Origin of the sequence: Phycobacter azelaicus (assembly GCF_014884385.1) — a bacterium.
In the GTDB taxonomy this organism is placed as follows: domain Bacteria; phylum Pseudomonadota; class Alphaproteobacteria; order Rhodobacterales; family Rhodobacteraceae; genus Phycobacter; species Phycobacter azelaicus.
Window position 1 is genome coordinate 2,437,050 of record NZ_WKFH01000003.1, and the last position, 21,389, is coordinate 2,458,438.

Here is a 21,389-nt window from a genome sequence, read left to right on the forward strand (position 1 = left end):
CGTAAAACTGAAAATTTACCGTAATTGTTGTGTGGCCACCCTTTGGCGGCTACACTTTGGTCATTGGCAAGAGTGGTGTTGAAAAGACATGTCAGAACCCGTGACGCAGGCTGAAATCGAAGATGTGCTGTCCTCAATCCGCCGTCTGGTGAGCGAGGAGGCACGGGACGCGCAGGTCGAGAACCAAAATCCCCGGCCTGAGAGCGCCTCAGCGTCCTGTGATGTGGCGACTGAGACTCGAGGCACACCGCGCCTTGTTTTGACCCCTGCGTTACGCATTCCGGAAACCGGTGACCGAGGCGAGGAGAGCCTGAAAGAGGGCGACCCAGAAGCTGCGGACGGGGTGTCAGAGCGCGCACAGATGGCAGGCCTCGCTGACGCGCCGTCGCAGCCCGCCGCAGAAGATCTTGAAGGTGATGTCTCGGATCCTGATGCCACGATCGAGCTCGAGCCGGGGGACACCCCGGAACACTCATCAAGGAGCGCCGCGGAGGAAGCCCCTTGGAAAGACCCTTGGGCCACGCTCTATCAGGCGGCTGGAGTGCCTGGGGCTGAAGGCGAAGAGGCTGAGGACACCACGGCGACTGAGGTACCGGAGCCGGTCTTGCAGGCTTCGGAGCGGGTTTCTGCGGTTGTGCAGAAGATCACCGAGCTTGAAGCGAAGGTCGCGCAGTCCAAACAGCAGTGGGAACCCGACGGCCTGTCAAGCGATCCCTATGCAGGCACCAATATCCAGACGCTGCACTGGGAGGACCATGTCGAGGAGGAGTCTGAGACGGTCAATAGCGGTGCGTCTGCGGCGGAAGATTCGGGTCAGGATACGCTTGATGCGGATGCGACCTTTGCTGCCACAGACACGGAGGCGCGCGCTGGCTTCGCAGATGCGGAGCCTTTGGCGGATAATGATCAGGAAATGGCCCGCACCATCGCGGAGGAGGCCGTGGCTGACGAAGCCTTTGACGCTGTGTTTGGAGATGATGCCTTCATAGATGAGGACAGTCTTCGGGAACTGGTGGCCGAGATCGTTCGGGAAGAGCTGCAAGGCGCGCTTGGGGAACGTATTACCCGCAATGTGCGCAAACTGGTTCGGCGTGAAATCCACCGGGCACTGGCCGCTCAGGACTTGCTCTGAGGGCGGCGGTCATCCCGGACACGTGCAAGCAGTTGTCTGATGACAGGCCCAACTAAAACTGGTCTGGTTTGAACGGTGATGCCGATTCGGCTTGGGCGTGGTTCCTAGACCGGATCAGGTGTTGTTCACCCCCCCTCTTTCCCGTTGGGTGCGGCGCTGCGCGCTGCGCGGCGGTCTGCGCCATGGCGTTAACCTGGGGCCTGAATCTCTTGCGACAAGGCAAGGAGTTGATCTAGGTCCATGTAGGTTTCGAGATGCGCGGCCAGATCATCAAGCGCTGCATCCACGCCGTCCTCGTAAGATGTCCGGCTTTCATGGCCTAGATCAGCAAGGAAGGCAGCGCGAAAGACGTCGGAGCTGAACAACCCATGCAGATAGGAGCCGCGCACGCGCCCGTTGGCAGATGAGGCCCCTTCTGGCCGACCTTCAACGCTGAGCCAGGCCCGCGCGCAATCGGGCCCCGTGGTGCGCCCCATGTGGATTTCATAACCTGAGATGGGCAGGGCGCCCTCGATAGTGCGGGCCTCGGTCAGGGTGACGCGCTTGTCGCCCTGCATGGTGGTTTCCACATCCAGCAGCCCAAGCCCCGCAACCTTGCCGGGGCGGCCGTCCACGCCTTCGGGGTCGTCGATGGTCTGGCCCAGCATCTGATAGCCGCCGCACAGCCCCAGCACATGGCCGCCGCGCCGGTGGTGGGCGAGGATGTCGATGTCCCAGCCCTGGGCCCGCAGATAGTTGAGATCGCCAATGGTGGATTTGCTGCCGGGTATGAGTACCAAGTCGGCATCGCCCGGAAGTGCCCGACCGGGGGGGATAATCTCGACGGAGACATCCGGTTCGGCGGCCAGCGGATCGAGATCATCGAAATTGGCCATCCGCTCCAGTTGGGGGACCACCACCTTGCAGGCGCCTCCCTTGCGGGAGGCAATATCCATCATGTCTTCGGCAGGGAGTTTCCAGGCATCCCAGAACCAGGGGATGACACCAAGTGAAGGCCAGCCAGTGCGTTCGACGATATCATCGCGCCCGCCGTCAAAGAGGCTCAGATCGCCGCGAAACCGATTTACGGCAAAGCCGACGATGCGCTCTAGGTCCTGCGCATCAAGCACGGCCTTTGTACCGACAATCTGGGCTATGACGCCACCCCGGTGGATGTCGCCGACCAGCACCACGGGTGCGTTTGCCGCGCAGGCAAACCCCATATTGGCGATGTCGCCCTTGCGCAGGTTGGTTTCTGCCGGTGAGCCTGCACCTTCGATCAGGACCAGATCAGCACTTTCTGCGAGGCGGTGGTAGCTCTCAAGCGCGGCTTCCAGAAGACCTGATTTGTCCCGCATGAAAGATCCCGCCGCGCGGGTACCCCGCCGCTTCCCTTGTACGATAACCTGGGCGCCTGTATCCGTCTCGGGCTTCAGGAGGACGGGGTTCATGTCTGTATGCGGGGCACGCATGGCAGCGCGCGCCTGCAGGGCCTGTGCGCGGCCAATCTCTCCTCCCTCGGGGGTGACGGCGGCGTTGTTGGACATGTTCTGCGGTTTGAACGGGGCCACCCTTAGCCCGCGCCGGGTATAGGCGCGCGCCAGACCCGCCACCAACAGGGATTTGCCGACATTGCTGCCGGTGCCTTGAAGCATCAAAGCCTTTGCTGCCATCCCATTCCTCCTGACAGGCGATACCAATGCCGAGACAGACAGTTGCAACGACCCGGCCGGGAGGTCAATTGCATTCGATGGCAAAAGCCGGTCGACTGGCAGAGCAGAGAGCATGCCATAGCTGATTTGGGGTGGAGAGCGCTCCAAAAGAAAAACGCGCCCCCCAGGACGCGCTTTTCTGTAAGTAATTCGGCGATTTGGATCAGGCAGCCTCGGCCTGAGCGGCATTGCGGCGCTCACTTTCCTCGCGCGACAGCGCGACAGAGGTGCGCACACCACGTCCGACGAATTCCATCAGGCCGGCGACCACGCGTTCGTTCGGGTCAATCCCGGCGCAGGACAGAACCTCACGTCCGTCACGCGACCGTGCCCAGCGGGCGATCTGCTCGGGGCCGTTTCCATACTTCTTGTCGTCGGCGATGGCATCATCCAGCGCTGCCAGGACCACGGCCGCAAAAAGCTTGCGTGCGCGGTTGCCCTGTTCGTTGTTGTAAGCGGTGCCGTCAACGAAATCTCGCATCCCGTTTCCTTTGTTGTTCTTGCTATTGCAATTTCGGCGTGACGCTCCTTATGACGGAAGTGTGACGATTCGGGTAGCCCACAAATGCATAGCTTTCATGCAAATTGCGCATAGCTTTCCGGTCTTGCACACGACATATCGTTGTCTTGCCAGCCTACTCATCGCCAGATATAGGGGCGGTTAAGAGTTCATCAACCACCCGAGAGGGAATTTTCCGATGCCCAAGATCAACGGTAACGAAATCCGCCCTGGCAATGTTCTGGAGCATAATGGCGGTCTGTGGGCCGCTGTGAAGGTCGATCACGTGAAACCCGGCAAGGGCGGCGCCTTTGCTCAGGTCGAAATGCGCAACCTGCGTAACGGCTCCAAGTTGAACGAACGCTTCCGCAGCGCTGACAAGGTCGAACGCGTGCGCCTGGAGCAGAAGGACCAGCAGTTCCTTTATGAAAGCGACGGCATGCTGGTCTTCATGGATACGGAAACCTACGAGCAGATCGAACTGCCTGCGGATCTGCTGGGCGATCGCCGTCCCTTCCTGCAGGACGGCATGACCATCGTCGTCGAGTTCTACGAAGCCGAGGCCTTGAATGCGACGCTGCCGCAAAAAGTCACCTGCAAGATCGTCGAGACCGAGCCGGTGGTCAAAGGCCAGACGGCTGCAAACTCCTTCAAGCCGGCCATTCTGGACAACGGGGTCAAGGTCATGGTGCCGCCCTTCGTTGGTCAGGACGAGATGATCGTGGTGAACACCGAAACCATGGAATACTCCGAACGCGCCTGATACGCGAGCGTCGGCCCGTCCCAGCTCCCCGTGCGAGCCTCGCGCGGGGTTTTCATGTTCAGTCGAGCGACAGGCTGTATCCGCAGCTGTCCATCATCTTTCCATATGCCGCCGTGAACCCGGCAAGGGACGCAGTGTAAAGCGTACGTCCACCGGTTCGGATCTCCATAACGCTGCCGCGTTTCATGGCCTGCAGTGTTGGCAGATTGTCGGCAAGGTTAAGCGCGGCATATGCCTCGAACAACCCTTCTTCGGTGAGCCAGGACTGTGCGGTTGTAGAAAAGACCGCGCCAGTGTCGATGACGAAGCGTACCGGTTGCCCGTCCTGCATCAGGGTTGGAAAATGGCGTGGCGCCCGTTCGGTGATGCTTGGGTAAGGATAGAAATCCGGCGGCCCCGCATCGCCATTTGACATCTCGATGCTGATCACAGGATCTCCATCGCCGCCGGTCCGAGCACTGCAGGTGCGCCGCAGGTCCTCTCCGGTGTCGACTTCTTCGACCCAGACCCGCCAATCCTTGTATTCCCAATAGTATTGCGCTGCGGTCGGCAGAGGCAGGCAGGCAAGGACAAAAGCAAACAGGGCACGCATCGGGCTTCCTTTCATGGTGCAGTCGCGCGGCTCACGCGTGTTCCAGCAGGTTTATCTCGAGCAGGTTAAGGTCTGATTGTCCGCTTCGAGCCTAAACGCGGCGTGCAAGGTCGGTCGAGTGAAAGCTGCGCGCGGCTCGACTAGCCGTCCCAGCCTATTTTTGCATCTGCGGCGTGCAGGGTTTTACCCTTGGCGCGATCATATCGCAGATAGGCAATTGCACGGTCATCTTGCTGTGAGAAAAGGGTGCCGACGCTCTTGCCGTCTGCCGTGATCTCGGTGCCGACCGGGGCTGAGCCTTCGATAGAAACCAACTGCAGCCCCTTGCGCAGCTCCGTCTTGTGTTTCATGCGCGCAGTTACCTCCTGACCCACGTAGCAGCCTTTTCGGAAATCGACGCCATTAAGCGCCTCGAAACCTGCTTCAAGGATGTAGCTGTCGGGGGTCAACTCGATACCGCTTTCGGGGATGCAATGGGCGATGCGCAAAGCCTCCCAATCGCTGCCATCATCGCCGCCTTCTTCACCATAAAGTCGCCAGCCCATGTTAGGGTGGCGGGGGTCGGTGAAAGCGCCTTGCGGGGCCTCGCCAGTGCCCCGCCGCACCTGAATGTCGGTTTTCTCAATCTGTACATCGGCGCGGAGGCGATACATGCTCAGCCGTTTCAAAAGGCCATCCGCAAGGTCTGCCGCCACATCAATCAGGATATCTTCCCCTTCAGGAATCAGAAAGAAATCCGCTAGGTATTTTCCCTGTGGCGTTAGAAGCGCGGCATAGACCAGGCCGCCCTGATCCAGCTTTTGCACATCGTTGGTGACCAGACCCTGCAGAAAATCACGGGCATCCGGGCCGGTCAGGGATAGAATTGTGCGGGCGCTCATGTCTGTTCTCCTTTGGTGCGGCAGGCATGCGATTGGACGTATTCTTGACCACGAGAGCCATATAGGCCTGCCCGTGATATAGGCCGGTGATATAGGAATGTCTGCCAAGTTGAACAGGAATTTGCCATGCCCGCTCCGATCAGCGTCGTGATCCCGACAGTTAACAGCGCTTACGAGTTGCCGGGCTGCCTTGAGGCGCTCATGGAAGGTCTGTCCGCAGGGCTGATCCGCGAGTTGATCGTAACCGACGGCGGATCAGCAGACCAGACCTGTCTCATCGCCGACGAAGCCGGAGCAGAGGTGGTGAGCGGCGCACCCTCGCGCGGCGGCCAGTTGCAGCGAGGATGCAAGGCCGCTCGGGGAGAGTGGCTGCTCATCCTGCATGCAGACACCCGCTTGTCGCAGGGTTGGAGCGAGGTTGTGGAGACCCACATCGAGGCGGGGCGGGGCAGGCCTGCCCATTTCCGTCTAGCGTTTCGCGCTGCGGGGGCAGGGGCCCTGTGGGTCGCCGGGTGGGCCAACATGAGGTCACGTCTGTTCGGGCTGCCGTACGGAGATCAGGGCCTTTTGATCCGCCGCTCTGACTATGAGGCGGCGGGCGGTTATCCCGACCAGCCGCTGATGGAGGATGTCGCCTTGGTGCGGCGCCTGAAGGGGCTTGTGGCGCTATCTGCCTTGGCGAATACCTCGGCCAACCGGTACCTGCGTCAGGGCTGGCTGCGCCGCGGCGCAGCCAATCTGTTCATCCTGGCAAGATACGCCTGTGGAACCAGTCCTGAAAAACTGGCGAAGGCCTACCGGAAGGCGCCTAGCCCAAAAGACGGCTGAGGAGACGCCGCAGGGCTCCTTTTCGCTCCTGCTCGGTCGCATTCTGTGCGGGCAACTGAGCTTCCACCCCTTCACGGTCCACAAGGGTTTTGCCCTCCTTGAACTGCAAGCGGTAGAGATCTGCATAGATGCCGCCGCGCTCCAACAGCTCTTCATGGGTGCCCTGATCCATGACCTCACCCCGTTCCATAACGACGATCTTGTCCGCGTTGCGAATGGTGGACAGGCGGTGCGCGATCACAAGGGTGGTCCGCCCGCCGGACAAGCGGTCTAGCGCCTGCTGGACGACTTTTTCGGATTGTGCATCCAACGCCGAGGTTGCCTCATCCAGCAACAGGATGGGGGTATCCCGCAACAGCGCACGGGCAATGACAACCCGCTGGCGCTGACCGCCTGACAGGGCCGATCCGCGCGGGCCAACCAATGTGTCCAGACCGTCGGCCAGTTTGGGCAGGAAGTCGGAGACATGGGCGGCGTCCAGCACCTCTTTCAGGCGCTCTTCGCTGACATCGGTACGGCCCAGAAGGATATTTTCGCGCAGGGTCTCGTCAAACAGCAGCGCCTCTTGCGAGACTACAGAAAACAGGCCCCGCAAGTCTTCGAAGGCAAGATCAGCCACAGCGGCCCCGCCGATGGTGATTTGGCCTGACTGCGGGTCGACAAGACGGGTGAGCAAGTTAAAAATCGTCGACTTGCCAGCGCCCGATGCACCGACCAGTGCTGTGGTCTTGCCCGCTTCGGCGACCAAGGACAGGTCTTTGAGGATCTGCGCTTCACCGTAGTTCAAGCTGACATGGTCCAGGCGCACCTCGGGAAGGCCTTTGGGCGGAGTCTCCGGCGTGGCAGGGGGCAGCAGCTTGATCGGCGTATCCATCAGCTCCTTGATACGCTCCATCGATGCAGCAGCGCTTTGCCAGATCCCGCTGATAGCGGCAAGGCGGCGCATCGGATCAAAGGCAAGGCCGATGGCGGTAAAGAAGCTCATGAACTCGCCTACGGTCTTTTCGCCAGTGATGATCTCCTGACCGCCATAAAGAACAACGCCCATCACGCCGAGTCCGGCCATGACATCGATCATACCGGTGATCGAGGCGGTGCCGAAAGACGCACGCACTTCGGAGCGCACAAACTGATCCATGTGCGAGCCGAAGCGATCAGCCTGATAGCGCTCAAGGCTGTTGAGTTTGATCGGTACGATGCCGTGAAAGATCTCATCTAGACGCGTGGCCAGTGTGGCGCCCAGATCGCGTGCCGCAGCGGCCTTTTTGCGGACATAGCGTTGCAGCGCTGAGATCGGCAACAGCAGGAGCGGCAGGCCGATCAGCATGATGATCGTCCAGCGCCAGTCAACGCTGATGGCGACGCCAAGGACGGCGATCATCTGGGCCATGTCGCGCCCGGCTCCGGTGACAACCGCTTGCCAGACCATGCTGATTGCGCCCACATCACTTTGTACGCGTTGGATCAGAAAGCCGGGCGGATGCACCTGGTGAAAGGCCGGGTCCTGCCGGATCAGATGCGCCAGCATGTCCTTGCGCATATGCGCAGCAGAGGTTTGTGAGATCTTCGACAGGATCACTTTTTGGCAGACACTGGTGATCCCGCGGACGGTGAAGATGATCAGAAAGGCAAGGCTGACCCAGAACAATGCATCGCTATTTCCGGCCACAAACACCAGATCGAACATAGGCTGCATCATGTAGCTCAGCGCGCCTACCGTGCCGCCTTCGAGCAGCATGAAGATGACGGCGATGCCCAAAAGGCCCATGTAGTGGCGCAGATAGCCGCGCCACAGCCAGACAATCAACTCACGCGAGGAGGTGTGTTCTTTCTTCATGCAGGGAGTTTCCGGCTATAGTGACTGCTGGGTGTTTGCGAACCGGATTCGATTTCCGGAATTGACCTTCCATAACCGAATTGTAGGGTGACAGCAATTTTGAGAGGAGGCCGACCGTCATGCGGCCTCGATTTGCAAGGATACCACGACATGAGCGGCACTGACCTTTCCAAGGGCACTCTGGCTGGGGGGCGACCCTATTTGGCGATCCCTGGCCCTTCGGTGATACCGGATCGCGTTCTGCAGGCGATGCACCGCCCGTCGCCGAATATCTACGCAGGTGAACTGGTAGAAATGACCGCGACACTGATCCCGGATTTGCGCAAAGTGGCACGCACGGCCCATCACGCGGCGATCTATATATCGAACGGCCACGGCGCCTGGGAGGCGGCTCTGTCGAATACGTTGGCGCCGGGCGACAAGGTGTTGGTGCCCTCATCCGGGCGCTTTGCCATCGGTTGGTCGGAAATGGCCGAGGGGCTGGGCCTCGAAGTTGAGGTCATTGACTTTGGCAACCATGCCCCTTGGGACTTGCCGCGGATTGCAGAGCGCCTGAAAGCGGACGATGGCCACCAGATCAAGGCAGTGCTGGCAGTGCATGTGGATACCTCCAGCTCGATCCGCAATGATGTGCCCGGACTGCGTGCTGCCCTTGATGAGGTTGATCATCCGGCCCTCTTGATGGCGGATTGCATCGCGTCCCTTGGCTGTGACCGGTTTGAGATGGACGAATGGGGTGTCGATGTCATGGTGACGGGCAGCCAGAAGGGCCTGATGGTGCCGGCGGGCGTGTCATTTGTATTCTTCAACAACAAGGCGGCAGAGGTGCGGGCCGCCATGCCGCGGGTCAGCCGCTACTGGGACTGGATACCGCGGGCTAACCCGCAGGAGTTCTACCAGTACTTCGGGGGCACCGCGCCAACGCACCATCTCTACGGGCTGAGGGCTTCGCTGGACATGATCCATGAGGAAGGCGTTGAAAACGTCTGGGCCCGCCATGAACGCCTGGCTCGTGCGATCTGGGCCGCGTGCGAGGCCTGGGGGCAGGAGGGCCCGCTTGAGATGAACGTCACCGACGCGTCCTTGCGTTCGCATGCCGTGACGGCGCTGCGGCTTGGTGGCTCGCGCGCCACTGAGCTGCGTACGTGGCTGGAACAGACCCTTGGGCTGACGCTCGGGATTGGCCTTGGCATGGCGCCGCCAAACAGCCCCGAATGGCACGGGTTCTTTCGTCTCGGTCACATGGGACATCTGAGTGGCCACATGGTTATGGGCATGCTGGGGAGTATCGAGGCAGGCCTTGGCGCGCTTGAGATCCCGCACGGGGCCGGTGCACTGGATGCAGCCGCAGCCGTGATCGCAGAGGCGGGTACGCCTGCGGCCTGACCGGAGAGGGGATCAGGCTTGGCGTTGTCCGAGCTTGATCTCAAGCCGTGTGATCATGTGGTTGATGAACAGCGCCAGTAGCAGCACCGGCACCATTCCATAAAGAACCCAGATGGCAAAGAAGACCCACATCAGGTTGATGCCGATGAAGCTTAAGGTCGCTTCCAACAGGTCTGGCGCTTTCTTCCGCTCCTCGGAAGGGTCGTCGTGGTAGTCCTTGAACTTTCGCATGGCGCAGCTCCTCGGTCGTTATGGGAGCGAGGTTAAGCAAAAGCGGTGAATTTCAGGTAAAACGCCCGGTTAGACTTCGCGGCCTAGCCGCCCTGCGTCCGCTCCAGTGCGATGGGCAGCGCTTTGGCAAAGGCGTCCAGGTCCTCCGGGCGGCCACAGCTGACGCGAATGCAGCGGTTCTGCGGGGGCGCAAACGGCATGCGCACGAAGACGCCCTGATCCACAAGCCCGTCCAGCACCGCCTTGGCAAAGACACCATCCCGCCCGCAGTCGATGGCGACGAAGTTGGTGGCCGAAGGGAGGGGCTGAAGGCCATTCTCCGTGGCGATTTCGGCGATACGGGCTCGCGCTGTGACAATCTCAGCCTGGATATGAGCCAGCCACTGTTGATCCAGCAGGGCCGCCAGGGCCCCTGCCTGCGCTGCGCGGTTCATACCAAAGTGGTTGCGCACCTTGTTGAAGGCAGAAATTAGCTCTGCTTCGGCCATTGCATAGCCCACGCGGGCGCCCGCCATGCCATAGGCTTTGGAAAACGTGCGCATGCGGATAACGCGGGTGTCGTTGATGTTCACCGGAGCGGCGGTGCCTTCCGGGGCGCATTCCACATAGGCCTCGTCAAGCAAGAGCAGGCAACCCTCCGGCAGGTGATCCAGAGCGGCAACGATATCGGCGCCTTTGTGCCAGCTTCCCATCGGATTGTCCGGGTTGGCAAGGTACACGAGCTTCGCGCCCACCTCGGTGGCTTTGGCAAATAGCGCTGCCGGGTCTTCGTGGTCGTCCTTATAGGGCACTGTATGGAGCGTGCCGCCAAATCCCGCCACGTGATAGTTGAAGGTCGGATAGGCGCCCAGCGATGTTACAACATGATCGCCAGTCGTGATCAGAAGACGCACAAGATACCCCAGCAGTCCGTCAATCCCTTCGCCCACTATGATGTTTTCGGGCGCGATCCCGTGATGGTCGGCCAGCGCCATGCGCAGATCGTGGCTTTGGGCGTCGCCATACTTCCAGATCTCTCCTGCCTCGGCCTGCATCGCCGCAATGGCCTTTGGAGAGGGACCAAAGACGCTTTCATTGGCGCCAAGGCGCGCAATGAACGGCGCGCCGCGTTCGCGTTCCTGCGTTTCGGGTCCTACGAAAGGCACGGTTGCGGGTAAAGACTGAGCAAGCGGGGTGTAGCGAGGTGTGGTCATGACAGGCAGATAGCGTGAAGCGCCCCTCGTCATCAAGGGGGCTGGTAGGGCTTGCAGGGAGGCCGTGCCCCGCGCAAACTGGCGCTGATTTTAGGGAGTTTCATCAATGCGAATTGTTTTATCGGTGCTGGCAGTGGGGCTGGCCTATCTGTTGTTCTGGCCGGTGCCGGTGGATCCGGTATCCTATGATCCGCCGAAGGGGCCCGGGTTCACCGGGGATTTCGAGGAAAACAACGCGCTGGAAGCCGCGCAAAAGGTGGTGCTTCCAGATGGTGCCATCGGCCCCGAGGATCTGGCGGTGATGCCGGATGGGGCGGTCTATACAACAGATTTGGCCGGAAACCTTTATCGGATCGACGGCGCGGCACCAGAACTTGTCGAGGCGCTGGGCGGGCGACCCTTGGGTCTGAAGGCAGGGCCGGATGGTGATCTGTACATCGCCGACAGTTTTCGCGGTATCCTGCGCTGGAGCGGGCCGGGGACGCTGGAAACCCTAGTGAGCGAAATCGACGGGACGCCTGTGGTCTATGCCAATCAGTTGGATGTTGCCCGTGATGGGACAATATATTTCTCCAACTCCTCGGACCGGTTCGATCCCGAAACCATGGGGGGCACAAAGCCCACATCGGTTCTGACCATATGGGAACAGTCCGATACCGGCTATGTTGCGCGCCGGACCCCGGATGGCAAAGTCGAGAAGATCGCGACCGGGTTCGTCTACACCAATGGCGTTGCCCTGTCCCCGGATGAGGATTTCCTGTTGATCAATGAAACAGGCCGCGCACGGGTGCATCGTCTGTGGCTCAAAGGGCCGCAGGCCGGCACGCAGGAGCTCTTTCTCGGAAATCTGCCGGGCTATCCCGATAATCTGGAGGCGCAGGGGGATGGCACCTTCTGGCTCGCCTTTGCAAGCCCGCGGGTGCCGTCCGAGGTGCTGATGCCCTATCCCTTCCTGCGCAAGGTGCTTTGGCGGCTTGGGCCAAAGGTGCGACCCGCGCCGATCCACCGCGGGATGGTCATGCAGTTCGATGCGGATGGCACCATCCTGCGCACGCTGCAGGATCCGGCAGGAAGCATTGGTATCACAACGGGTGCGCGGATCGTGGGGGACCAGCTTTATGTGATGACTTTGGATAGCGATGGGTTCGCCCGGATGCCGGTGGCGGAACTCCCTCCCATTCAGCGTTAAGCGGATCTGCCCCGGCGTTAGTCTGGATCACCGCTTCATTCCGGGGCAGTCTGCGGCAAACGGGACTTCAGGAGGGGCCGTAAATGGCACGGGTATCTGTCGAATACAAAGACCACATCGCCCATGTGACGCTGACACGCGCGGACAAGATGAACGCGCTGGACGACGAGATGATCAAGGCGATCATCGCTGCGGCCGAGGAGGTTGCCGCTTCCAAGGCGCGCGCTGTGGTGCTGACGGGAGAGGGAAAGGGGTTCTGCGCCGGACTTGACCTGATGAGCTTTGCCAAGATGGGGCAAATGGACCCCGAACAGTGGCTGATGGCGCGCAGCCATGGCGATGCAAACGAGGTTCAGGCTGTGGCCATGGCCTGGCGGCAGGTGCCTGTTCCGGTCATTGCGGCAGTAAACGGCGTCTGTTTCGGCGGCGGACTGCAGCTGGCGCTAGGCGCTGACATCCGTGTAGCTGCGCCGGACGCCCGCTTCTCGGTGATGGAGATGAAATGGGGCATTGTTCCTGACATGGGTGGCATGGCTTTGCTGCCGCGGCTTGTGCGCTCGGACATCCTGCGCCGACTGACCTATACGGCAGAGGTCTTCGAGGCACCGCAGGCACTGGACTGGGGTCTTCTGACCGAAGTGAGTGACGATCCCCTCGCTCGCGCCAAGGCTTTGGCCGCAGAGATCGCTGGCAAGAACCCAGAAGCGATCCGCGCGGCCAAACGACTCATCGATGTCGCCGAAACGGCGGATCAGGCCACCGTTCTTAAGGAGGAAAGCCGCGAGCAGGTGGCTCTGATCGGTCGGCCCAACCAGATGGAAGCCATCGCTGCCCAAATGCAGAAACGCGCGCCTCAGTTCACGGACTGAGGGGGCTCTGAGCCGTTAGGGCGGGCCAGATTGCCTGAACGGCGGTCAGGTCCTGCACGCCTAGGCCAGAGAGGCAGGCGATGCTGGTTCGCTCAGGGAGCGGTTTCCTAACGATATCAATGATCGTGCCGAGTTCTTGCAGATCTTCAGTGCGGATCAGGCCTTGGAGGATGGCCTGGCGTGGCGTTCCGAAGGCTTTCCCGGATGATCTTGAATCCACAAAGACCTGCGCACTGGCCAGGGCGGCGGGATGGATCTCACATTTGGTGGCATCATCCGAGCCGACCGAGGTTATGTGCTGACCGGGGCGCAGCCAATCGGGATGGATCAACGGCTTTCTCGCGCCAGTGGCAGCGACGATAGCATCAGAAGCACGGACGGCCCGCTCCAAATCCGTCGCTTCTTCAAAGCCAGTTGCTGGGAACTGGCCCTTGAGTGTTCTGATCAGCGCTTGCACCTTTGCTTTGTCCCGTCCCCAGATCTGAACCATCGACATCGAACGCATCAGAAGCAGCGCTTCGGTTTGCAATCTGGCCTGACTGCCGGTGCCGACGATAAGGGCAGTCTTTGCATCGTTCGGGACCAGCAGCCGGGCAACAACGGCTCCTGCAGCAGCGGTGCGGTAGTCAGAAATCAGGTGATCGTCCTGAAGGATCGCAAGCGGTTTGCAGGTCTGGCTGTCAAAGACAGCGATCATGCCGCTGGAGGGCGGTTCCTCCCGGTTGGCCAAATGCTCGGACCAGCCCGCCATTTTGACCGTGAAGATTGGACTGCCTGCGATCACTGCCGATTTGACATGGATGTCCGAGACCTCGCTGGGGTGTAGCACTTGGGCTGGGGTAGTTGTCTTTCCCTCTGCAATGGCGCGAAAGGCCTGCTCGGCGGCGGGGATCAGCGCGGCAATGCCCAAGTGGGGGCGAATGTCCGAAGGGCTGTAGAATGGGATCATGGGGCCACCAGCTCCCCTGAGCCGACAAACGAGACCTCTCCGGCGACGGTGACATGGGATACATCGTCAGAACTGCCGAATGGCGTCACCAGCAGCTCACTCGGTCGCTCCATGAAATGTCCCTGCTTCAGGGGGAAGCTGCGATTTGGCTGCACCAGCCCGTGTTTCAGCGCATATGCGCCGATGACCCCGGCTGCACTGCCGGTGGCCACATCTTCCATCAACCCGTCATTGTTCCAGTGACGCCCCTCAAAGCGCTCTACATCAAAGAGATAAGCGAATTCGGCGCCAAGCGCCTTAAGCCGATCCTCAAGATCCGATTTGATGATGCGGGCCTGTTCCAAGCCGCCCGTCATCGGGACCACGAGATATTTCAACCCGGTAGAGATGACCTCCAGTGGCAGATCCGCCAGCTGCGTTGGGGCCAGATTGAAGGCCTCGGCAATTTGCTGACGGGCGCAGTCGGACGCTATGCCAAGGAAGATTGGCCGCCCCTGATCCAGCGTGCCAAAGTAGCGTCCGGCGCGGGCCATGGTGGTGACGGTCACCCTGCGATTCCTGTGCAAGGCAAAGTTCCAGTTTTTGGTTCCGGCGTCGCCACTGGCCCGGTGCAGGCTGCAGGCCGCGCCGATGATGGGATGACCTGCAAAAGGAAGTTCCTCGAACAGGTCAAAGACGCGCGCTTTGATGCGTCCGTCAACCTTTTGCAGGAAGATCGATTCGAAGTGGCGAAGCTCCTGAGTCATGGTCAGCATCTGCGCCGCGCTAAGACCTGTGCTGTCGGGAAAGACCGCAAGACTGTTGCCAGCATAGGGACGGGATGCGAAGACGTCGCAGTGGATGAAACTGTACGAAAGGCGCGGCTGCGGCATGTGTCTATCTACATAGTGATGGCTCTATATAGATGGTTGACTATACTCCTGCTGATCTCATGTCAATCGCGGCGGCGCTCAAGGTGCTGGCGAATGAAAACCGCTTGCAGATCCTGCACTGGCTCAGCGATCCCGAACGGCATTTCCCACCACAGGAGGATGGCGACTTGGTGGAGGATGGTGTCTGTGTCGGCTTCATAACGGACAAGATCGGTTTGAGGCAGCCAACCGTCACAAATCACATGCGCCTTTTGCAGGACGCTGGCCTCGTTGAGAGCAAGAAGATCAAGAACTGGGTGTTCTACAAATTGGTGCCCTCTCGCGCGGCTGAAGTCCTGCAGCAGACCGCGCGCCTGTGGGATGGATCACAGGTGGACAGGACGGCTGATTCCATGGGTTGAGCAGGATCAAAGACCGAGGTGGGGAGAAGGGTCAGGAAGACAGTATGAAATCGCTATTCCTTCTCCTGCTATACGCTGTTGTTGTAACTCTGCCTCTAGGCTTTTCCTGGGTGTTCGGAGGTGGGCCGCGCCCCTTCTGGGCCGAACTTGGGACCGGGTTGGGCATGCTCGCCTTCTCCATGATCTTGATCGAGTTCGTGCTGTCAGGGCGCTTCCGCAAGGTGTCGTCTGGCATTGGCATGGATGTGACCATGCGGTTTCATCAAGTAATGGCCCGCGCGGCGCTGGTCTTTGCCCTGTTGCACCCCTTTCTCTATGGTGGGGCTCCTGCCGGAGGCCCGCGGCCTTGGGACACGACGCGGGTTCTGACGGTCAGTACCGATATTTCGGCCATGGCTGGCGGGATCCTCGCTTTCGTTTTGCTGCCAGCGCTGGTGGCTCTTGCGGTCTATCGCCCGCAGCTTGACTATAAGTACGAGACATGGCGGCTTATGCACGGGATCGGCGCTGTGCTGATCGCAGGCGCTTTGCTGCATCATGCATTAAGTGCCGGCAGGTACAGTGCAGAGACGGAGTTGATCTGGCTCTGGTCTGCATTGACCGGACTTGCCGTGGGCTCGCTGATCTGGGTCTATGTCATTGAGCCCGCGCGGGCGCGTCCCTGGCGCGTCACGAAAATCGAGCGTCTCACGCCGCGCCAGTGGGGCGTTACCGTCTCGCCGGAGGGCCATAAGGGCCTCTCCTACAAGGCTGGGCAGTTCGCTTGGCTCAACATCGGCCATTCGTCCTATTCCCTGAATGAAAACCCGTTCTCGATCAGCTCTGCCCCAGGTGCCAGTCCAGATGTGTCCTTCGTCATTAAAGAGCTGGGTGATTTCACGGGGAGCTTGGACCAGGTCAAGATCGGGACGCGCGTCTATCTTGATGCGCCCTACGGCAATCTGACAATCGAAGGACGGGCTGAGCCTGGGATCGCGCTGATTGCGGGCGGCGTTGGCATAGCGCCGATGCTGAGCATCCTGCGTCACTTGCGCCTGACCGATGATCCTCGCGCGGTTCGAATTTTTTATGGCAACAGAGCCGAAGAACAGATCGTCTTTCGCGAGGAGCTGGAGGCAGAGGATACGGTTTTTGTTCTCTCGGAGCCGCCCGAAGGGTGGACAGGAGAGACCGGCATGATCGACAGCGCCTTGCTGGATCGTTCGTTCAAGCCCGAGGAAGTTCGCAGCTGGCTCTTTGTCCTATGCGGACCGCCTGCGATGATGGATTCGGTCGAGGATCATCTGATTGCGCGCGGTGCACCATCGGACCGGATCCTGTCTGAAAGGTTCGATTATGACTGATCTGATGAAAAACAGACCGATGCGCCGCCGGGTGTCTTTGGCGATCAGAGGGGTTTTGGCCCTTATCGTCCTGATGCTTTTTGCCTTCGTGCTGCGATAATCGCGCGTAGCGCGCACGCCGTTGGAGCCAACGGTCGACAGTCCAGATCGCTCAGTCCAGATCAGTCCACGGCCAGGGTTTCACATTGCTGGCTGCGGTCTGATATCGTGCCGCCTTGGCCACCCAGATGCCAAGATCAGTGCCAAAATCAGCAATGCGTTCATTTGGTTGTTTGTTGTTCAGGGCCATGACCAGAAATTGCAGCACGGTCACGACACCAAGAACGGTCTGGGCGAACTGGATCATCAACCATATGATGACCATGTAGACGAGCCGCATCAGCAGGCTCTCTGCACTTTCTGGCTCGAACTGTTCGCCGTGCAAACGGCCATCAATCTTGTGGTCATCCTGTGCCATAATCGGTCCTGTCCCAAATGCGCGTACCAAATCTGCTGGGTGCAATATAGGCAGGCTCTGGCCGAGAAAAAAGACAAAGGCCACGCCTGAACGCAGGCGCGGCCCAGAAATGGTATGTGCAGACCTTACAGAGAGGCGTTGTAGATCTTGGAGATATTGGCGCCAAGTGCAGCGTTATAGTCTGCATCGCTCATGGCGACGTTCAGACCCTCTGTCAGCGCACGGCTGAAGGAGGCGATCATCTTGGCGTTCTGCGACAGCTTCTCACAAGCGTCATCGGTGCTGTAACCGCCGGAAAGTGCCACAACGCGCACAACTTCGGGGTGATCTGCCAGATCATCATAGAGACCGGCTTCGCTCGGGATGGTCAGCTTCAGTGCAACCTTGGTGCCTGCAGGCAGTGCGTCAAGGGCGGCTGTTAGTTCTGCCTTGAGGATCGCTTCGGCTTCGGCCTTGGTGGCGGAGTGGATGTCCACTTCGGGTTCGATGATCGGCACCAGACCGGCAGCTGCAATCTGTTTGCCCACTTCGAATTGCTGCGCGACCACGTTCTTGATCCCGACGGCGTTGGCGTCCTTGATGACCGAGCGCATCTTGGTGCCAAAAATCCCCGCATCAACCGCACGCGCAAGAAGCGCGTCCAGATCGGGCATCGGCTTCATCATCTGCGCGCCGTCCTGTTCGTCGGCCAGACCCTTGTCGACCTTGAGGAAGGGGACCACCCCGCACTTCTCCCACAGGTACTGCGGCACCTGAATGCCGTCGATGGCGTTGTCCATCGTCTTTTCAAACAGGATAGCACCAAGGATCTTGTCGCTGTTGAAATCCGGTGCGGTGATGATGCGGGCGCGCATTTTCTGGATTTCACCGAACATCTCTTCGTCGTTTGAATAGGCATCTTCCATGACGCCATAAAGCGCGAGTGCCTTCGGAGTGGAGCCACCGGACTGGTCCAGAGCCGCAATAAAGCCTTTGCCGTTTGCGATACGGTCGAATTGTGCCTGCTGGGTGGACGTCTCTTGCGCCATGTGTAGGGATCTCCGCAAATACTGTTGGACTATCTTTGATCGTCTATATCGTGCCTCCGCGCAGAAACAACTGCGGGATCAGCCGGTTGCGCTAACGAAAGAAGGATTTTCGGGCATCGCGCGCCATATTGTAGCGTATTTCAAGATCTGCGATGCGGGTCATGGCCGCACGGCGCTCGGCCTCATCTGACAGGGACGCATAGTCCGTCCGCGCCTGGTCGAGTTCCTTCTTGATTTTGAATTCTTCTGGCACGGCGCCTGCTTCGGCCATGATGCGGATGCCTGCCGAAAGGCCGGGGTCTACCAACTCCTGTCCGGTGCGATCGGGCAGCGGCTTGCCTTCACCTTCCAGCCCGGACAGTTTTCCTTGGGCCGAGGCCGTCTGGATTTGGCGTTCGATCAGGTTGCGAAAGGCACGTATCATGTCTTCAAACTGAGCCTTTTTCACAGGCTCTGCAAGGCTCTGGTCAGCCTTTGCAACCTTTGTCCGAGAATTGAATGACCATGCCTTTCATCTCGACCATGCCCCGTTCGCCCCAGCTCCGGATAATGTCTCGGGTTTCGCTTTTGGTGAAGTCATGCTTGGGCAGCATGTCGTCTGCTTCGGCCGTGGTCATCTTGCAGCCGTTGTCGCGGATCAGTTGCAGCAAGAGGTCTGACCGCTCTTCACCGCTGGCTGCGGCGGCCTGGGCAAAGGCGCCAAAGGGCAGCGTGAGAGCAAGAGCAAAAAGGGCAGGGCGCATGGGAATCTCCTGAAATCAAAATGCCAGGCTCACGACTGGTGAACCCGCGACCACCCTAAAGGTTCACAAGATCAGAGACAGGGGAAAACAGCAGGGACTGGACCCATGGCGCGCGGCAGAACGCAAAACGGCAGACCGTAAGGCCTGCCGTCGCTTTGAACTTGCCTCGTGTCCGCTTTTAGACGAGACGCGAGGTGTCCTTGGCCGCGCGCACAAAATCCTTGAACAGGGGATGCGGCGCGAAGGGTTTGGATTTCAATTCCGGGTGGAACTGAACGCCGATGAACCAGGGGTGATCTGACCATTCCACGATCTCTGGCAGGCGACCATCCGGGGACATGCCAGAGAATTTCAGCCCGCAGGCCTCCAGCTGGTCCTTGTATTTGATGTCCACCTCATAGCGGTGGCGGTGGCGTTCCTCGATGTGAGTACTGCCGTACACCTCAGCCACCTTGGAGCCTTCGGTGAGCGTGGCATCATAGGCGCCCAAACGCATGGTGCCGCCCTTGTCGTCATCGGCCTTGCGGCTGACCTTGTGGTTGCCCTGCACCCATTCCTTCAGGTGGTAGACCACGGGTTCGAACCGTTTCTTGCCCGCCTCATGGTCGAACTCCTCGGATCCCGCTTCGGTGATGCCTGCGACGTTGCGCGCCGCCTCGATCACCGCCATCTGCATACCAAGGCAGATCCCCAAGTAGGGGACCTTGTGCTCACGCGCATATTGGGCGGCCTTGATCTTGCCCTCGGTGCCGCGCTCGCCAAAGCCGCCGGGCACCAGAATGGCGTGAAAGCCCTGCAGGTGGGGCGTTGCATCCTCGCGGTCAAAGAGCTCTGCATCGACCCATTCGATCTTGACTTTGACCCGGTTGGCCATACCGCCGTGGGTCAGCGCTTCGGCGATGGATTTGTAGGCATCTTCCAACTGGGTGTACTTGCCGACGATGGCCACCTTCACCTCGCCTTCGGGGTTGTAGATGCGGTCGGCCACATCGTCCCAGCGGCTGAGGTTGGGCTTGGGGGCGGGCGCAATGCCGAAAGCATCCAGAACCGCCTGATCCATGCCCTCACGGTGGTAGGCCAGCGGCGCCTCGTAGATGGACTTCAGATCCTGCGCGGCGATGACGCTGTCGGGGCGCACATTGCAGAACAGGGCCAGCTTTTCGCGTTCTTTCTGCGGGATCGGCCCTTCGGAGCGGCAGACCAGGATATCGGGCGCCAGACCGATTGAGCGCAGCTCCTTGACCGAATGCTGGGTCGGCTTGGTTTTCAGCTCTCCGCTGGCCTTGATGTAGGGCAGCAACGTCAGGTGCATGAAAATACATTGGCCGCGCGGCTTGTCCTGGCTGAACTGGCGGATGGCTTCAAAGAAGGGGAGGCCCTCGATATCACCCACGGTACCGCCGATCTCGCAGAGCATGAAATCGACCTCATCTTCACCGATGGAGATGAACTCCTTGATCTCGTTGGTGACGTGCGGGATCACCTGAATGGTCTTGCCAAGGTAATCGCCGCGGCGCTCTTTCTCTAGCACGTTGGAATAGATCCGCCCCGACGAGACCGAGTCGGTCTTGCGCGCGGCAACGCCAGTGAAGCGTTCATAATGGCCAAGATCCAGATCGGTTTCAGCGCCATCGTCGGTGACAAAGACCTCGCCGTGTTCAAATGGGCTCATCGTGCCCGGATCGACGTTGAGGTAGGGGTCCAGCTTGCGCAGCCGCACGGAGTATCCGCGCGCCTGCAGCAATGCCCCAAGAGCCGCCGATGCCAGCCCTTTTCCAAGCGATGATACAACGCCGCCAGTGATGAAGATAAATCGCGCCATGAGTGTTCGGCTGCCCCCGTGAGAAGTCAGATTTCAGCTGCCCGGCGGCTCGTGAAAACCGCAGCACCACGGGACTTTACATATAAAGGATTCGGCCAACAGGCGCAAGGGAACCGCAAGATGCTGTTACGGTCCCTTTTGTGTTTTCTAGGTGTAGTCTTTAGTCGGCGCTTGGTACCAGCGGCGCGTTGTCACCTTCTGCCGGTGGCAAAAGATCGCTGCCAAGGGGCGCAGCGGGTGTCAGATCCTCGGTCTCGCTACCTGCAGGTGCGGTAATGCGATCAGCGACGGAAGATCCCGCCGACTTCTGTGCGGCAAGCACTGTCAGGGTGATCGATGTCCCGATAAAGGCGACTGCGAGGATCCAGGTTACTTTGCTGAGCGCGGTTGCCGCAGCCCGGCCTGTCATGGCACCGCCGCCGCCACCGCCGCCCATGCCAAGACCGCCGCCCTCGGAGCGCTGCATCAGAACGACGGCAATCAGGCCCAGAGCCAGAAGAAGATGGATGATCAGTACAACGTTTTCCATGGGTCCCTGCGGCGATTGGCTCAGAAGTATCGGGCGGTAAATAGGCAAGAAACCGGGCAGGGGCAAGGGTGGAGTTGTCCGTGCAGCATTCTGACGGGGCACCATCTGGACAACAGAGGCGGAGCTTTGCCACCTGTGGTGCCGATCCGGGTCA

23 protein-coding genes are annotated in these 21,389 nt (G+C 60.0%); 8 read left to right on the forward strand and 15 right to left on the reverse strand.

Annotated elements, in window-relative coordinates; translation table 11 throughout:
* Positions 1 to 88: 88 nt before the first annotated feature.
* Entirely contained in the window at positions 89 to 1,132 is a 1,044-nt protein-coding gene (locus tag INS80_RS12765) for a hypothetical protein (RefSeq protein WP_192966000.1), read from the forward strand.
* Between the two features lie 188 nt (positions 1,133 to 1,320).
* Here INS80_RS12765 and INS80_RS12770 read toward each other — a convergent pair whose 3' ends face one another.
* On the reverse strand, positions 1,321 to 2,784 hold the full coding sequence (locus tag INS80_RS12770; RefSeq protein ID WP_192966001.1) for a cobyric acid synthase: 1,464 nt from the start codon (positions 2,782 to 2,784) through the stop codon (positions 1,321 to 1,323).
* Positions 2,785 to 2,986: 202 nt separating this feature from the next.
* Complete coding sequence (locus tag INS80_RS12775) at positions 2,987 to 3,304, reverse strand: DUF6280 family protein (protein ID WP_192966002.1); 318 nt, start codon at positions 3,302 to 3,304, stop codon at positions 2,987 to 2,989.
* Between the two features lie 217 nt (positions 3,305 to 3,521).
* On the opposite strand from INS80_RS12775, the gene efp reads away from it, so the two are divergent.
* Complete coding sequence (gene efp, locus INS80_RS12780; RefSeq protein ID WP_192966003.1) at positions 3,522 to 4,085, forward strand: elongation factor P; 564 nt, start codon at positions 3,522 to 3,524, stop codon at positions 4,083 to 4,085.
* A gap of 58 nt (positions 4,086 to 4,143) precedes the next feature.
* Here the strand turns inward: efp and INS80_RS12785 are convergent, their stop codons facing one another.
* A complete protein-coding gene (locus tag INS80_RS12785; protein ID WP_192966004.1) occupies positions 4,144 to 4,677 on the reverse strand; it encodes an invasion associated locus B family protein in 534 nt (177 codons plus the stop codon).
* A gap of 140 nt (positions 4,678 to 4,817) precedes the next feature.
* Positions 4,818 to 5,558 carry a CAF17-like 4Fe-4S cluster assembly/insertion protein YgfZ gene (ygfZ, locus tag INS80_RS12790; RefSeq protein WP_192966005.1) on the reverse strand — a complete coding sequence of 247 codons (741 nt, stop codon included), beginning with the start codon at positions 5,556 to 5,558 and terminating at the stop codon, positions 4,818 to 4,820.
* 126 nt (positions 5,559 to 5,684) lie between these two features.
* On the opposite strand from ygfZ, the gene INS80_RS12795 reads away from it, so the two are divergent.
* Positions 5,685 to 6,386 carry a TIGR04283 family arsenosugar biosynthesis glycosyltransferase gene (locus INS80_RS12795; RefSeq protein ID WP_192966006.1) on the forward strand — a complete coding sequence of 234 codons (702 nt, stop codon included), beginning with the start codon at positions 5,685 to 5,687 and terminating at the stop codon, positions 6,384 to 6,386.
* Here the strand turns inward: INS80_RS12795 and INS80_RS12800 are convergent.
* Positions 6,367 to 8,223, reverse strand: coding sequence for an ABC transporter ATP-binding protein (locus INS80_RS12800; RefSeq protein WP_192966007.1), 1,857 nt, complete (start codon positions 8,221 to 8,223; stop codon positions 6,367 to 6,369). The two genes, INS80_RS12795 and INS80_RS12800, sit on opposite strands and share 20 nt — an antisense overlap.
* 150 nt (positions 8,224 to 8,373) lie before the next feature.
* On the opposite strand from INS80_RS12800, the gene INS80_RS12805 reads away from it, so the two are divergent.
* Entirely contained in the window at positions 8,374 to 9,609 is a 1,236-nt protein-coding gene (locus INS80_RS12805) for a pyridoxal-phosphate-dependent aminotransferase family protein (RefSeq protein ID WP_192966008.1), read from the forward strand.
* Between the two features lie 12 nt (positions 9,610 to 9,621).
* Here INS80_RS12805 and INS80_RS12810 read toward each other — a convergent pair whose 3' ends face one another.
* Positions 9,622 to 9,840, reverse strand: a complete 219-nt coding sequence (locus tag INS80_RS12810; protein WP_192966009.1) for a histidinol phosphate aminotransferase — start codon at positions 9,838 to 9,840, stop codon at positions 9,622 to 9,624.
* Between the two features lie 83 nt (positions 9,841 to 9,923).
* A complete protein-coding gene (locus tag INS80_RS12815; protein ID WP_192966010.1) occupies positions 9,924 to 11,033 on the reverse strand; it encodes a pyridoxal phosphate-dependent aminotransferase in 1,110 nt (369 codons plus the stop codon).
* A 106-nt stretch (positions 11,034 to 11,139) separates the two neighbouring features.
* Here INS80_RS12815 and INS80_RS12820 point away from each other — a divergent pair, with 106 nt between their 5' ends.
* Positions 11,140 to 12,222 carry an SMP-30/gluconolactonase/LRE family protein gene (locus INS80_RS12820; protein ID WP_192966011.1) on the forward strand — a complete coding sequence of 361 codons (1,083 nt, stop codon included), beginning with the start codon at positions 11,140 to 11,142 and terminating at the stop codon, positions 12,220 to 12,222.
* Positions 12,223 to 12,305: 83 nt separating this feature from the next.
* Positions 12,306 to 13,091, forward strand: a complete 786-nt coding sequence (locus INS80_RS12825) for a crotonase/enoyl-CoA hydratase family protein (protein ID WP_192966012.1) — start codon at positions 12,306 to 12,308, stop codon at positions 13,089 to 13,091.
* On the opposite strand, the gene INS80_RS12830 is transcribed toward INS80_RS12825, so the two are convergent.
* Positions 13,081 to 14,040: an ornithine cyclodeaminase family protein gene (locus INS80_RS12830; RefSeq protein WP_192966013.1), complete on the reverse strand. Its 960-nt coding sequence runs from the start codon at positions 14,038 to 14,040 to the stop codon at positions 13,081 to 13,083. The genes INS80_RS12825 and INS80_RS12830 overlap by 11 nt on opposite strands.
* A complete protein-coding gene (locus INS80_RS12835; protein ID WP_192966014.1) occupies positions 14,037 to 14,912 on the reverse strand; it encodes a PhzF family phenazine biosynthesis protein in 876 nt (291 codons plus the stop codon). Before INS80_RS12835 ends, INS80_RS12830 begins: the two co-directional genes overlap by 4 nt.
* Before the next feature lie 32 nt (positions 14,913 to 14,944).
* On the opposite strand from INS80_RS12835, the gene INS80_RS12840 reads away from it, so the two are divergent.
* Both INS80_RS12840 and INS80_RS12845 read left to right on the forward strand, forming a co-directional pair.
* Positions 14,945 to 15,313: an ArsR/SmtB family transcription factor gene (locus tag INS80_RS12840; RefSeq protein ID WP_226892618.1), complete on the forward strand. Its 369-nt coding sequence runs from the start codon at positions 14,945 to 14,947 to the stop codon at positions 15,311 to 15,313.
* 44 nt (positions 15,314 to 15,357) lie between these two features.
* A complete protein-coding gene (locus INS80_RS12845) occupies positions 15,358 to 16,656 on the forward strand; it encodes a ferredoxin reductase family protein (RefSeq protein WP_192966015.1) in 1,299 nt (432 codons plus the stop codon).
* A 151-nt stretch (positions 16,657 to 16,807) separates the two neighbouring features.
* Here the strand turns inward: INS80_RS12845 and INS80_RS12850 are convergent, their stop codons facing one another.
* The 6 genes from INS80_RS12850 to secG all read right to left on the reverse strand — a co-directional run bounded on the left by INS80_RS12850 (position 16,808) and on the right by secG (position 21,235).
* Positions 16,808 to 17,113 (reverse strand): DUF4389 domain-containing protein, encoded by a 306-nt coding sequence (locus INS80_RS12850; RefSeq protein ID WP_192966016.1) that lies wholly within the window; start codon positions 17,111 to 17,113, stop codon positions 16,808 to 16,810.
* Between the two features lie 125 nt (positions 17,114 to 17,238).
* Positions 17,239 to 18,141: a fructose bisphosphate aldolase gene (locus INS80_RS12855; protein ID WP_192966017.1), complete on the reverse strand. Its 903-nt coding sequence runs from the start codon at positions 18,139 to 18,141 to the stop codon at positions 17,239 to 17,241.
* Positions 18,142 to 18,232: 91 nt separating this feature from the next.
* Positions 18,233 to 18,565 carry a DnaJ family domain-containing protein gene (locus tag INS80_RS12860; protein WP_192966018.1) on the reverse strand — a complete coding sequence of 111 codons (333 nt, stop codon included), beginning with the start codon at positions 18,563 to 18,565 and terminating at the stop codon, positions 18,233 to 18,235.
* A 43-nt stretch (positions 18,566 to 18,608) separates the two neighbouring features.
* Positions 18,609 to 18,884 carry a hypothetical protein gene (locus INS80_RS12865; protein ID WP_192966019.1) on the reverse strand — a complete coding sequence of 92 codons (276 nt, stop codon included), beginning with the start codon at positions 18,882 to 18,884 and terminating at the stop codon, positions 18,609 to 18,611.
* Between the two features lie 178 nt (positions 18,885 to 19,062).
* Entirely contained in the window at positions 19,063 to 20,706 is a 1,644-nt protein-coding gene (gene pyrG, locus INS80_RS12870; RefSeq protein ID WP_192966020.1) for a CTP synthase, read from the reverse strand.
* A 160-nt stretch (positions 20,707 to 20,866) separates the two neighbouring features.
* Positions 20,867 to 21,235 (reverse strand): preprotein translocase subunit SecG, encoded by a 369-nt coding sequence (secG, locus tag INS80_RS12875; protein ID WP_192966021.1) that lies wholly within the window; start codon positions 21,233 to 21,235, stop codon positions 20,867 to 20,869.
* Positions 21,236 to 21,389: the final 154 nt, after the last annotated feature.